This window comes from Burkholderia cenocepacia (assembly GCF_900446215.1).
GTDB lineage: Bacteria > Pseudomonadota > Gammaproteobacteria > Burkholderiales > Burkholderiaceae > Burkholderia > Burkholderia cenocepacia.
In genome coordinates this window covers 218,892-231,622 of the sequence record NZ_UAQZ01000018.1, presented here as the reverse complement: position 1 = coordinate 231,622, position 12,731 = coordinate 218,892, and the positions used below count along the sequence as shown (strand labels likewise).

At 58.8% G+C, this 12,731-nt stretch carries 9 protein-coding genes and 1 pseudogene; 8 read left to right on the top strand and 2 right to left on the bottom strand.

The window, feature by feature from the left end:
- Nucleotides 1-38: 38 nt before the first annotated feature.
- The gene (locus tag DTA15_RS37665; protein ID WP_011545926.1) at nucleotides 39-305 is read right to left on the bottom strand and encodes a double-stranded DNA-specific endonuclease; all 267 of its coding nucleotides are present in this window, start codon (nucleotides 303-305) and stop codon (nucleotides 39-41) included.
- A 507-nt stretch (nucleotides 306-812) separates the two neighbouring features.
- On the opposite strand from DTA15_RS37665, the gene DTA15_RS37660 reads away from it, so the two are divergent.
- The 7 genes and pseudogenes from DTA15_RS37660 to DTA15_RS37630 all read left to right on the top strand — a co-directional run bounded on the left by DTA15_RS37660 (nucleotide 813) and on the right by DTA15_RS37630 (nucleotide 9,302).
- A complete protein-coding gene (locus tag DTA15_RS37660; protein ID WP_012492807.1) occupies nucleotides 813-2,570 on the top strand; it encodes an ABC transporter permease in 1,758 nt (585 codons plus the stop codon).
- A 22-nt stretch (nucleotides 2,571-2,592) separates the two neighbouring features.
- Nucleotides 2,593-3,883, top strand: a pseudogene (locus DTA15_RS37655) (ABC transporter ATP-binding protein).
- Nucleotides 3,884-4,036: 153 nt separating this feature from the next.
- Nucleotides 4,037-5,401 (top strand): tyrosine-type recombinase/integrase, encoded by a 1,365-nt coding sequence (locus DTA15_RS37650; RefSeq protein WP_006482144.1) that lies wholly within the window; start codon nucleotides 4,037-4,039, stop codon nucleotides 5,399-5,401.
- Between the two features lie 27 nt (nucleotides 5,402-5,428).
- The gene (locus tag DTA15_RS38475; RefSeq protein WP_012492806.1) at nucleotides 5,429-6,370 is read left to right on the top strand and encodes a hypothetical protein; all 942 of its coding nucleotides are present in this window, start codon (nucleotides 5,429-5,431) and stop codon (nucleotides 6,368-6,370) included.
- 615 nt (nucleotides 6,371-6,985) lie between these two features.
- Nucleotides 6,986-7,198, top strand: coding sequence for a helix-turn-helix transcriptional regulator (locus DTA15_RS37640; protein WP_006482147.1), 213 nt, complete (start codon nucleotides 6,986-6,988; stop codon nucleotides 7,196-7,198).
- A 63-nt stretch (nucleotides 7,199-7,261) separates the two neighbouring features.
- The gene (locus DTA15_RS37635; RefSeq protein ID WP_006482143.1) at nucleotides 7,262-7,609 is read left to right on the top strand and encodes a hypothetical protein; all 348 of its coding nucleotides are present in this window, start codon (nucleotides 7,262-7,264) and stop codon (nucleotides 7,607-7,609) included.
- Between the two features lie 223 nt (nucleotides 7,610-7,832).
- Entirely contained in the window at nucleotides 7,833-9,302 is a 1,470-nt protein-coding gene (locus DTA15_RS37630; RefSeq protein ID WP_006482148.1) for a YfjI family protein, read from the top strand.
- Nucleotides 9,303-9,720: 418 nt separating this feature from the next.
- On the opposite strand, the gene DTA15_RS37625 is transcribed toward DTA15_RS37630, so the two are convergent.
- On the bottom strand, nucleotides 9,721-10,686 hold the full coding sequence (locus tag DTA15_RS37625; protein WP_006476181.1) for an IS110-like element ISBcen8 family transposase: 966 nt from the start codon (nucleotides 10,684-10,686) through the stop codon (nucleotides 9,721-9,723).
- A 1,292-nt stretch (nucleotides 10,687-11,978) separates the two neighbouring features.
- On the opposite strand from DTA15_RS37625, the gene DTA15_RS37620 reads away from it, so the two are divergent.
- On the top strand, nucleotides 11,979-12,722 hold the full coding sequence (locus tag DTA15_RS37620) for a hypothetical protein (protein ID WP_227743213.1): 744 nt from the start codon (nucleotides 11,979-11,981) through the stop codon (nucleotides 12,720-12,722).
- Nucleotides 12,723-12,731 lie beyond the last annotated feature (9 nt).

Below are 12,731 nucleotides of genomic sequence, written 5' to 3'. Positions count from 1 at the left end.
CCGCGGCGCCCGCCCGGCCGGGCAGGCGCCGCGCGGCGTCATTCGCCGAACAGCGTGCCGAGCGTCTCGGCCGCGTTGCTGTCGATCGTGTTGTAGGTCACCGTGGTGGCCTCGAAGATATAGACGGTCGTATACCGGCCGAGGCGCTCCAGGATTTCCTCCTGCAGCGATTCCGGCACGACGTTCATGTTCAGGTACCACGCCGTAGACGACAGCCGCGTCTGGAACGACCCGTACTCCTGCATGAGTTCATAGAACGCGTCGGCATCCTGATCGCGACAGACGATCACCAAGTTTCCTGCCATTCCCTTCCTCCCGCTCGTCGGTCGATCCCCGGGGCCTGTATACAGAGCAGAGGGCGCGTGCGCATGGCCGCGGCACCGCCGACACGAACCCGGGGGCTAGCCCCGATCATACCTGCTTCGTCGTATCCGGCTGCTGATGCCGGACACGGTTTGTGCCCGCGTGCGGCGGGCGGGTTCACGGCCGGGCCGGATCACGGCATAATTCGGGCCTGCGTGCCGGCCGCAGGACTGCGGCCGGGCTGTTCCGTACCGCGCGCCCGCCATCCGCCCACGCGCCGGGCACGATCCATGCGCTGCCTGCGCCGTCGCCGGACGGTTGTACCTGAAATACAGGTTGGTGTAGTGTCGTGCCGTCGCGGCCCGACTCGCCCGGCCGCGGCAGCGCATGCGCGCACGGCGCGCCGCGTGCGCGAGATCGCCAGTCAATCGAATTACCGCGCCCGTGCGCTTTGCCATGAATCAACATCGACTGCCGGCTTCGTTCGGCCTTACCGGGGAGGGCGCCTGATGAACGTCGGATTCTTCAATCCGAACCGGACCGCCAACGCATCCGCGTGGCGCGTGTTGCCGAACCGGTGGGACTTCATCGCATTTCCGCTGATCATCTGCCTGATCGCGATGGCGGTGGTCGGCTTTCACGAAACGATGGCGCCGAGCGGCGTGCTGCAGACGCAGAAGATCTCGCTCGATCCGTCGAACCTGCCCGAATACGCGCTGCGCACCACGCTGCGGATGCTCGCCGCGATGGTCGCATCGCTTGCGTTCACGCTCGTCTACGGCACGCTCGCGGCCAAGAGCCGCCGCGCGGGCATGGTGCTGATCCCGATCCTCGACATCCTGCAGTCGGTGCCGGTGCTCGGCTTCATCTCGTTTACGGTCACGTTCTTCCTCGCGCTGTTCCCGAGCCGCGTGCTCGGCGCCGAGCTGGCCGCGATCTTCGCGATCTTCACGAGCCAGGCGTGGAACATGACGTTCAGCTTCTACCAGTCGCTGCGCACGGTGCCGCGCGACCTGGACGAAGTGTCGCGCGGCTTCCACCTGACGTCCTGGCAGCGCTTCTGGAAGCTCGAAGTGCCGTTTTCGATGCCGGGCCTGATCTGGAACATGATGATGTCGATGTCGGGCGGCTGGTTCTTCGTCGTCGCGTCGGAGGCGATCACCGTCGGCAACCAGACGATCACGCTGCCGGGCATCGGCGCGTATCTCGCGCAGGCCATCTCCGACAAGAACTTCGGCGCGATCGGCTGGGTGATCCTGACGATGACGGTCGTGATCCTCGCGTATGACCAGTTCCTGTTCCGCCCGCTCATCGCGTGGGCCGACAAGTTCCGGATGGAGAACACCGCGTCGGGCGATGCGCCGCAGTCGTGGCTGCTCGACCTCGTGCGCCGCACGCGGCTGATCCATCAGTTGCTCGTGCCGGCCGGCTGGTTCTTCGCGAAGGCCGCGCGGATCCCGCTGCGCCTGCCGCTGTCGGGCGCGATGCGTTTCACGCTGCCGAAAGTCGAGAAGAAGGCGTCGCGCACGGTCGACATCGCATGGGCCGGGCTCGTGCTGATCGGCACGGCCTACATCGTGTGGCGCGTCGTCAGCTTCGTCGCGACCGGCGTGACGATGGCCGAGGTGGGCCACGTGCTGGTGCTCGGCCTCATCACGCTGCTGCGCGTGGTCGTGCTGATCTCGATCGCGTCGGTGATCTGGGTGCCGATCGGCGTGTGGGTCGGGCTGCGCCCGAAGCTGGCCGAGAAGCTGCAACCGCTCGCGCAGTTCCTCGCCGCGTTCCCGGCCAACCTGCTGTTCCCGGTGTTCGTGATCGTGATCGCGCGCTTCCACCTGAACGCGGACATCTGGCTGTCGCCGCTGATCGTGCTCGGCACGCAGTGGTATATCCTGTTCAACGTGATCGCCGGCGCAACGTCCTACCCGAATGACTATCGCGAAGCGGCGACCAACTTCCGCATCCGCGGCTGGCAGTGGTGGCGCCAGGCGATCCTGCCCGGCATCTTCCCGTACTACGTGACGGGCGCGATCACCGCCTCGGGCGGCGCGTGGAACGCGAGCATCGTGTCGGAAGCCGTGCAGTGGGGCAGCACCAAGATCGAGGCGCACGGCCTCGGCGCCTACATCGCGCAGACCACCGCCGCCGGCGATTTTCCAAAGATCATCCTGGGCATCGCCGTGATGTCCCTGTTCGTCACCCTGTTCAACCGCCTGCTGTGGCGCCCGCTGTATGCCTTCGCCGAAGCGAAGCTGCGGCTCGACTGAGACCGATTGAGAGCGAAACGCGATGCACAATCCGAATGCTGTAAACGCCCCCGTCCAGACGTCCCAGCCCCCGCGCCTCGGTGAAGAAATCCTGCGCGTCGATCATGTCTGCCGCGGCTTCAACAAGACGCAGGGCGAACTGCTCGTGCTCGACGACGCGAACCTGTCGCTGCGCGAAGGCGAGATCGTCGGCCTGCTCGGCCGCTCGGGCTCGGGCAAATCGACGCTGTTGCGCATCATCGCCGGCCTGATCGAGCCGACCGGCGGCGAAGTGACCTACCTCGGCCAGCCGCTGCGCGGCCCGGCCGAAGGCGTCGCGATGGTGTTCCAGACCTTCGCGCTGTTCCCGTGGCTCACCGTGTTGCAGAACGTGGAAGCCGGGCTGGAAGCGCTCGGCGTCGGTGCACGCGAGCGGCGCGAGCGTGCGCTCGCCGCGATCGACCTGATCGGTCTCGACGGTTTCGAGAACGCGTATCCGCGCGAGCTGTCGGGCGGGATGCGCCAGCGCGTCGGTTTTGCGCGCGCGCTCGTCGTCGACCCGACGATCCTGCTGATGGACGAGCCGTTCTCCGCACTCGACGTGCTGACGGCCGAAACGCTGCGTACCGATCTGCTCGATCTGTGGACGCAAGGCCGGATGCCGATCAAGTCGGTGCTGATCGTCACGCACAACATCGAGGAAGCGGTGTTCATGTGCGACCGGATTCTCGTGCTGTCATCGAACCCGGGGCGCGTGATCGCCGAAATCAAGGTGCCGTTCAAGCATCCGCGCAATCGTCTGGACCCCGCGTTCCGCAAGCTCGTCGACGACATCTACGCGAAGATGACCGCACGCCAGACCGGCGAAGCGACGAAGAAGGGACTCGAGCTCGGCAGCTGGCTGCCGCAGGTGTCGACCAACCTGATGGCCGGCCTGATCGAGACGCTCGCGATGGCGCCGTACCATGGCCGCGCCGACATGCCGGAAATCGCCCGCACGCTGCACCTCGAGGTCGACGACCTGTTCCCGATCGCGGAAGTGCTGCAGTACCTCGGCTTCGCGGACGTGCGCGAAGGCGACGTGTTCCTGACGCCGCCGGGGCGCGTGTTCGCGGAATTCGGTACGCAGGAGCGCAAGCTGATGTTCGCGGATCACCTGCTGAAGCACGTGCCGCTCGCCGCGCGTGCGCTTCGAGCAGGAACTCGAGGACTTCCTGTCGGACGGCGCGGCCGAGGAAACGCTCGACGCGGTGATCGACTGGGGCCGTTACGGCGAGATCTTCTCGTACAACGACCAGACCGAAATCTTCAGCCTCGAGGACGTCGAGTCCTGAAGACTGCGGATGGATGAATATGGAGCGGCATCCATGTAAGCGAAAAAATCAATAGAAAACAATGTCTAACGTGACGGCGTCCCGATTTTTACGTTGACTTAGATACCTTTATGTTCGCACAATTTGCCTACATGGTGCCTACTTGGGGCTGGAATGGCAAAGCAAAGTTTTACAGCGGCACGGGTTGAGGGCTTCGGGTGTGAGCCAGGAAAGCAGCAGACAATCCATTGGGACGCAAGGACGCCTGGCCTAGGCTTGCGCGTTACTGCGGCTGGCACGCGGGCCTACGTTTTTGAGTCTAGGCTGTTCGGCAAAACAGTCCGAGTGACCATCGGCGATGCTCGAGCTTGGGATCTCGGTAAGGCTCGCATCGAGGCCAGCAAGTTGAAAACGCTGGTTGACGAGGGCAAAGATCCCAGGGAAGTGAGGGCTGACCAGCGGGCGGCTCATGAAGCTCGGCGGGCAGAGGCTCGGAGGAAGGACGTAACGTTTGGTGAAGCGTGGGACGATTACGTCGAAACGCGTAAGTCCTTTTGGGGTGCGCTGCATTACCGTGATCACCTCCAACACGGCGGCGTTGGTGGCCAACCTCGAAAGAGCGGCATGGGCACAAGAAAGGCGGGACCGCTTGCGCCGTTGCGTCCGGTCAAGCTTTCTGACCTGACGGGAAAGTGCGTGAGCCAGTGGCTCGCGGCACAGTCATCGGAGCGTCCTACCGTATCCGCCCTCTCCTTTCGTCTATTGCGAGGGTTTATTCGATGGGCGGCGGACACACCGGCCTACGCTGGAATCATTCCGGCGGATGCCTATTCGTCGCGAGCAGTGAAGGAGGTGGTGCCGCGCGTCAAAGCGAAGGAGGGCGATTCTCTGCAGCGCGAACAACTCAAGACCTGGTTCTGTGCTGTACGGGACATCGAGAATCCGGTCATCAGTGCCTATCTGCAAGGCCTTCTGATAACTGGTGCGCGGCGCGAGGAATGGGCGTCACTTCGCTGGGAAGATGTCGATTTCCAGTGGCGAAGTCTTGTCCTTGACGACAAGGTCGAGGGCTCTGGCGGCCGGACAATACCCCTGACTCCGTACTTGGCGAGCCTTCTTCTGAACCTGAAGCGATTGAACGAGACGCCGCCGAGTAGCCAAAAAGTCGCCCGGCTGGCAGCGAAGGGGGAGCAGTGGAGTCCTTCGCAATGGGTCTTTTCGAGTGCCAAAGCGGCCGATGGCAAGATTGCAGATCCCGGTGTTGCGCACCGTAAAGCATTGGCGGTCGCAGGCCTACCCCATGTGACATTGCACGGACTTCGTCGCTCATTCGGTACGCTGTCGGAGTGGGTCGAGGTGCCGGTCGGTGTTGTTGCGCAGATCCAGGGGCACAAGCCCTCCGCCATCGCCGAGAAGCATTATCGGCGGCGCCCGCTTGATCTGCTTCGGATGTGGCACGATAAGATTGAAGCGTGGCTGTTGGTGCAAGCAAATATCGACGTCAAGCCAACCACAACACAGCCACAGTCACCGAAATAGTCCCCGAACAACGCGGGGCGAGCGAAAATGGCCAGAATCATTAGCGAACACCTTGACGAAGAAACAGTGGTTCAGTGGTTGAACAAAAGGGAATGGACGCCATTGGCCGCTGCGTGCCTTGTTTATGGCGTCAAGCCAATAGATGTTCCCGACAAGGAACTGTTGGCCGAATGGGATACATTGAGTTTCCTATCCAGGCGGGTCCGCGATGCGCTTCGGCTTTTTGCGTACTGGAAGAGTCATCTAATGTCATCCGGTCTAGTTCAGCCGCCCCTTTTTCTTGCTTGGTGCAGGTTCAAGAACGTTGATATAAGTGAATTTCTGGCGTCCGTGAACCAATTTGCACCGGATCTCTACAAGCGGCTCGATCCATCGCAATACGGCGATCGCGAGGCGATCGGGCACCTTTATAGCACATATGCCGGGCTATTTTCGGCCGACGAGTGGGGGTATCAGAGACCGGGGCGTGCTACCGAAGGACCTTGGGACTCTGCTCCTAAGCCGCGGTCACGGACCAAAGCAGATACTTCGGCTGGCGATAGCAGCATGTTGCCTCAGGCGGTTGATGCTGTTCCCCAGCCAGGGACCGAATCGGATACTTCGTCTCGTGACGGCAGCATGTCGGGTGCTGCGGATGGTCAACCGTGGAAAGGCATTCAAACCAGAGTCATCGTCAATCTATTCGCAAAAAAAACGCTGTCGGAGGAGGAGCAACGCAAATGGAACAGAACCTTTTCCAACCCGCCTCAAGGGCTAAAAGAGTCTGCGCGTATAGAGAAGAAGCCCGCTCAAGGCGTTGAGGCGCATTGGAACCCTGTCGCGGTTGCAAGCTGGCTGCACACGGTTCGAAAGCGTCGGCTTCGCGAATTGGACGAGATCTTTCTTAAGAAACAAGACCTCGAGGCGTGGCGGTCGGATTGGGAAAAGGAATCCGATCGTCTGCGCAATCGGTCAGGATTTATTGGTTGAGTTTTGGTCGGTGTCGCGCCCATGCTTCCTGCTTGATCGGATTCATCCTCCCGGCCATAGTCTATCGCCGGGCGCTGATGTCCTCAGCGCCCGTCCCAGCGTAAAGTCTGGTCGCTGAGGACGCCCGCCATTTTCGTATCCAATCCAGTAGCTGAGCCATTATGCCGCTCGCTGCGCGGCGTACCAGTTTCGTGCGATCCGTGCTGACGCCTTCGCGATCTACGTCGTGGCTTGATCTTCACCCGCACCAGTTCTGCTCGAAGCCGAGCAATCCCCATCTGTTCGGGCGACACCTTTACGTCAGCGCGATTCGACTTGCGCGCCGTGTCGGCCTTGCCCCAGTTGTGCAACTCTGCACCCGTATATCCAGAGAATCTTCCACCGCCGCTATGCTCCGCGGCCCGTGCGAACTATCCGAACTTCACGCCGAACTTCACAACCACTTCCCGTCCTGAACCACGTGAACTCGCGCCAATGCTAGGTGGAACCTCCCATGGTAAGAGGGGATGTTCCTATATCGAGCGAAACTACGATCCACATCGCGACGTTGATCCTCGAAGAAAGGTGGGGATTTGTACGGTGTGTACGTCAACGCTCATCACTACAGGAGGCGATATGGGCAACATCCACCAAGTAATAACGTTCGGTGGTCGCACGTTTCTGACGACCGAAGAACTGGCAACGGCGCTTTCCCTGAGCGCGCAATCGATCCGCAAGCGCTACGCACAGACCGGGAGCTACTTCGAACTCCGCCCCGTCAAATTGCCGAACCGCCGTCTGCTCTGGCCGGCCGACGCGCTCGCGCAGCTGATCAATCGCCAAGCATAGGTGTTTCGATTTTGGAGCCTATATTGCGGCGTCAGGCCGCGAACTATTCAATCAAGGTTAAGAATGAATACGAACGACGACAATAAACTCCCCAGCACATCCTCCGATGCGCAGCGCCTCGTCGAATCGCTCGACGCTTTGCAGCCCAGCAAACAACAGCAAAAGGTTCTACTGTTCGAGAAGGCGTATCTGGCCATCGAGCGCGCCATCGGGCGCGAAGTTCCACAGAAGCAAATTGTCGAAGAATTGGAGAAATCGGGATTGCGGCTCTCCATGGGAGGTTTCCGTTCGCTGCTGGAAGCTGAACGCAAGCAGCGCAAGGAAACCGGAGAGCGTGTGCGCTGCGAGCGCTGCGGTTCGAATCTCCCGCATGTCAATGACGAAGGTTCGCAAACAAACGCGACCACGTAAACGTCAGTGTAAGGCCGGCCGGGCCGGAATCATGTTCGGTCATCAGTGGTGTAGATAAGATCGACATAAGTTTAGAAGATTTCAAATCGTAGAATTTAGGAATGCAGATGAAAAAAACGAAACTTCCCATGCTGAGCGTCGCTGCCCTGTCGCATGGGCTACGCCGAGAACGCCTGGCGAGTGGCAGCCAAGGCAATCACGTGACGAACACGCCGGAGGTCGTATGAGTTTTGATCTTACGTCGCCGCGGCGGTATCCGATTGATGCGTTTTACCTGATCATCAGGGATGCGATCAACGAAGTTTGGACAAATACGCAGGCACCGGACGCTTTGATCGCCATGGAGTTTCTGACAGACATGGCGGTCTCAGCACAAGGCATTTACGAGGTGCGGTTGCCAACAGGACAGGTACGCCCGCTGTCCTTGAATTTACTCGTAGTGGCGGAGTCCGGTGAGCGCAAAACACGCGTGCACAATTTGGTCGCGAAACCGCTCTACGAGTTCGATACAAGTCGTATGAAGAAGTACAAGGACGATCTTGCAAAGTACGAACAGGAGCACCGCATCTGGAAGTCGGAGGGGGCGGGTCTTCATCGACGGATCACGAAGCTGACGCAGGAGGGCGAGTCGATCGAAGAACCGCGTATTCAACTGTCCGACCACAATGCGCGTAAGCCGATCAAGCCTCGGGCGCGCCGTATCATGCGACAGAACGTGACCGAACGGGCACTGATGGACGCTCTCGAGGGCGACGGTGAATCGATTGCATTCGTCTCGGACGAGGGGGAGGTCATCATCAAAGGCGGCGCGTTGAATCAAACGGGGGTGCTTAACAAGGCATGGGACGGTGCGCCGATGTTGACGTTGGACCGCCGCGATGGCGTCAGTGTCGTGGTGCGCAATCCACGTGTATCGGTTTCGTACATGGTCCAGCCCAAGGTGTTCAAGGAAATGGTCGACCGACGGGGTGACGTCATGCGGGGTTCAGGGCATTTGGCGCGTTATCTAATCGGTTGCCCAGTTTCGACTCAGGGAGTGCGCTTTACGTACAGTCTCAACGATGAATGGATCCATTTGCCGAAATTCCACGAGCGTATGCACGAGCTGCTCGACGAATTCGGGCGGCGTGTCGACGCCGGTGAGGTGGCACGCACGACGTTGGAGTTTTCGGACGACGCTGTGGCTCGCTGGATCGTGATCGCGAATCATATCGAACAGATGCTGCAACCCAACGCATACATGCACGACATCAAGGACTTCGGGTCGAAGGCGTTGGAGATTACAGGGCGCATTGCCGCGCTGCTACACGTGTTTTCCAGGCAGGAAGGGAAGATCTCGGTTGATTCGTTGAACCGTGCAAACGCAATTGTTGAATGGCACCTGCATGAGTTCAAGCGCATCTTTTCACCGCAGAGCGTGGTGTCGCAGATTCAGACCGATGCGCAGACGCTTGAAAATTACCTGCATTCCCAGTACAGGTGCCGTGGCTTCACGGCAGCACCAAAGAATGCAGTGCTCCGGAATGGCCCGTTGCGACCTCGACAGCGACTCGATGCTGCGCTCGATTATCTGTGCGCTATGAACCGCGTGTGGATCGTGGTCGATGCGAAACGCAAGCGCTACATCCAATTCAATTTCACTATGTGCGATTCGCTAACGACCTCCTACAGAGCAAACCGGTGGGACGTTTGAGGTGCGGTAAGGAAGCGGATCAGCGCAGGTCGGCCGGCATCTACCAGGGGAGCGGCGCATCGTAGTCGTCGACGGTGCTCGCCACCGGGAGATATTGGAACCGCCAGTGAGATTGCGATGCGGATCGATGCCGTTGTAGTCAATCTCGAAATCAGTGTGTTGCAAGAGCCACGGCCAGATCACGCCGAGAAAGGCAATCGAAATGCGAAGCGGGGCGCGCGGGTGCCGCTTTGCATCAGCTTTGTTTGCGGGCTGTACCGACCGATGCCAGGCTAAAGATGGGTGTGAGTGAGGCAAGTCAGCACCACGCAGTACCATTGCGTGTACGAAATCCGGCTCGAATCAAATCAAAGCCAACGGATGTCGCATCAACACGCTGCGGTGAAAATCGTCATGGACTGAGTAACCGTCTTCCGAGTCAAGCCCGATGAAGTGAATCGTCCCAAGGCGTGTTGGTTTTGACCATGGCATTGAGCATGGTTAGGAGCTTGCGCATGCAGGCAACAAGCGCGACCTTGGACAGTTTGCCGGCGGCCTTCAGGCGTTGATAGAAGGCTCTGATGGCGGGGTTGTAGCGTGTGGCAGTCAATGTAGCCATGTACAGCACGCGACGGATCGCGAAGCGGCCACCTTGAACCCGTCGTCGCCCATTACGTAAGCCGGAATCGCAAGCAATGGGAGCGACGCCAACGAGGGCTGCAATCTGACGGCGATTGAGCCGGCCCAATTCGGGCAGTTCTGCGATCAGGCAGGCGCTGGATACCGGGCCAATTCCATGTGTGGACTGCAACAGGCGGTCGAGTTCACCGAAGTGCTGGCGTACATGAGCGACCATCTGAGCGTCAATGTCATCGAGTTGTGCCTGGATGGCGGCAATGATAGCCAGCAGACTTGAATGCAGACCAACCGGCGTGATCTGGAGCCGCTGTCGCTCCGAAAGGAGCATGGTGAGTAGTTGGCGCCGTCGGGTCACCAGTGCAGCCAGCCACTGCTGCCGCTCGTCGGGAACGGGACGTAGCAAGCGGGACAGATCGTCCCGACGCAGTAGCACGGAAGCCAGTTCGGCAAGCATACGTGCGTCGATGGCATCGGTTTTCGCCAGACGTCCCATCGAGCGGGCAAAATCGCGTGCTTGCCGAGGGTTGACGACAGCGACCGGCAAACCCGCACCTTGCAAGGCGCACGCCAGCTCGGTCTCGTAGCCACCGGTCGCCTCCATCACGACCAACTGCACGTTCAGCGGCTGAAGGGCAACAGCCAGGGCCGAGTGGCCCTCGGCATCGTTGTTGAATCGACGGATGTCCAGATTGGCACCCAGTACGGAAACATCGACGTGAGCTTTTGCGACGTCAATGCCGACCGTTACGGCAGAAGGAGCAGACATGATCTTCGGATCCCATGCTTGTACATGCGCACTCGATGTAAATGGCGCGCGTAACCGTTCGGGCTTCAGGAAGACCAGCACGGCAACCGTGCGTTTTGTACTCAGTCACGGGCTCCAACACCCAAGCGCGGGGCAAACTGCACGGTCTCGTCTGGCTACCACCAGACTTTACCGTACTGGTCAGTACTGAACATACAAGCGTGTCGATGGATTGGGATCAGTGGAGCCACATCGGGATTGGTCAGCAGAGGTTGAAGCAGGCTGGCATCGCAATACCTGCTGCGCAGGAATTTTCGGCAGACCGTCGGAATTAGTGCGATTCATGCGACTAGTCGCAAAAATCGCATGGTCTTGAGGCAATATGGTGACGCACTGTTAGATTTCAGTGTTGTGTCTTCGGACGGCTGGCATGAGGATGCGACGACATCCGATTCCGGGCAAGGATCTCGCTAAGCCCGAGGGGCCGTGGTCCGTCGACCGGCTGTTGCCTTTCATGTCGATGGTCGCTTCTGCTGAGAAATCGTCGAATTGATGCTGAGGTTTGCGGAAGTGCGACAACGTCGAATAGGAAATTGCTGACCTGGTCGTCGGTAGTGCGCGCAGTAGATGCTCGTTTGAGTCGTGGCGACGATGTACTTCGGCTGCACATGAGCTTGGATGCGTTTGACATTGGCCTGATTCCTCACTGTCGGGCCAATGCAACGCATCGTTTGGCTGGTGATGTCCTCCGTGTGCCCGTGCACGCGGTTGGTCTGAATCTGCCTGAATGGACCGTATCTACCGGAAGCCGATGGTTGTGCTGCTTTACTTATGCCTCTCTACTGCGTGCGTATGTATGTATATGAGGGGCGTCATGAATAACCGCGCTTCTCTTGGTTGTCGATGATCGAATTTCCGTGATTAACGCGTGATTGAGCGATGCTTGGATATTGCTTCATATGGAATGCCAAAGGATAATAAGCGATAGGAAATTCCAGCCTGTTGAATTCAATGTAATACTAAAGGCAAAATGTTGCTCTCGTTAGAGCCAAGTGTATCAGTGGTCGAGACGATGTGGCCTTGTATTCATGGGTGAGAGGGATGAGTGACAAGTCAATGTCATACCCTATTTGTATCAAGGAGGAGAGAAGATCAATCCACAATGATCGTTGCTACGGTCAATCGAAAGCGAAAGGACGGTCTCGTACTCATTATTGGCTGACATGGCTTGCAGGCAGTTCAGCTATACGTGAGATCAAGAGACTCGGCATCAACAACGTTGCCATGCTGTAACGACATACCATTATCAGGTCATGGAAACTGAGGACCAGGAGGCATTGGAGGTAATTGCTCGTCTTGATGAGCGTACGAACATCGAGGAAACTGACATAGATGGCGAGAGGCGAGTCTTCATTCACAAGGGCTACGCGTCACGACACCTGTTCGAGATAGAGAAGTTTGTTAAGGCTGTTGAGAAGGGATGGGGTGGGTTCGTTGATGAAATCACGCGCTACAGTCGAGTGCGAGTGATTCGCGAACTCTTTCTAGGAAAGCGCTATTACCGGTTCATGAACGACTGGCTGAAACGTTATTCAGACGTCTATCACTACTCGGCAAGAGTAGAGGTGTTCTACGATGTCTGCAAGGAGCTTGGACTGATTGGTCATCAGTATCCGTTTGCACTCGGTCAGCCTGATGAAGTGATTCGAACTGATGGCATGCGATGCATGGATGCGTTCAATATCCTGATCGAGCAGATTCGTGAGCGTTGCCAGTCGCGTGCATTCAAGGAGCGTGAACGACTAAGAGAGGCAAACGCAAGGAAGAATAAGACAAATGTACTCGCGTTGGAGGAGGCCATGTTCTCGAAGGAGACGGGTAGATCGCGTTGGTTGGTGCTGTCATTGACGTTGCGCTACAAACCTCAGTTTCGTCGCTGGATTACGCCGGAAGTGATCCAGCAGCATCGTGACCGCTTCTTCGCCGCTCGTCGGTTTAATACGTTGATGTCAGGTATTGCTGACCTGCCCCCATCAATAGGGCCAATGGGCTTCTAGCAAAGTCCC

Bases quoted from the DNA above. Each gene is read 5' to 3' on its own strand.
- DTA15_RS37665 (WP_011545926.1), bottom strand. From the start codon at position 305: ATGGCAGGAAACTTGGTGATCGTCTGTCGCGATCAGGATGCCGACGCG.
- DTA15_RS37660 (WP_012492807.1), top strand. From the start codon at position 813: ATGAACGTCGGATTCTTCAATCCGAACCGGACCGCCAACGCATCCGCG.
- DTA15_RS37650 (WP_006482144.1), top strand. From the start codon at position 4,037: ATGGCAAAGCAAAGTTTTACAGCGGCACGGGTTGAGGGCTTCGGGTGT.
- DTA15_RS38475 (WP_012492806.1), top strand. From the start codon at position 5,429: ATGGCCAGAATCATTAGCGAACACCTTGACGAAGAAACAGTGGTTCAG.
- DTA15_RS37640 (WP_006482147.1), top strand. From the start codon at position 6,986: ATGGGCAACATCCACCAAGTAATAACGTTCGGTGGTCGCACGTTTCTG.
- DTA15_RS37635 (WP_006482143.1), top strand. From the start codon at position 7,262: ATGAATACGAACGACGACAATAAACTCCCCAGCACATCCTCCGATGCG.
- DTA15_RS37630 (WP_006482148.1), top strand. From the start codon at position 7,833: ATGAGTTTTGATCTTACGTCGCCGCGGCGGTATCCGATTGATGCGTTT.
- DTA15_RS37625 (WP_006476181.1), bottom strand. From the start codon at position 10,686: ATGTCTGCTCCTTCTGCCGTAACGGTCGGCATTGACGTCGCAAAAGCT.
- DTA15_RS37620 (WP_227743213.1), top strand. From the start codon at position 11,979: ATGGAAACTGAGGACCAGGAGGCATTGGAGGTAATTGCTCGTCTTGAT.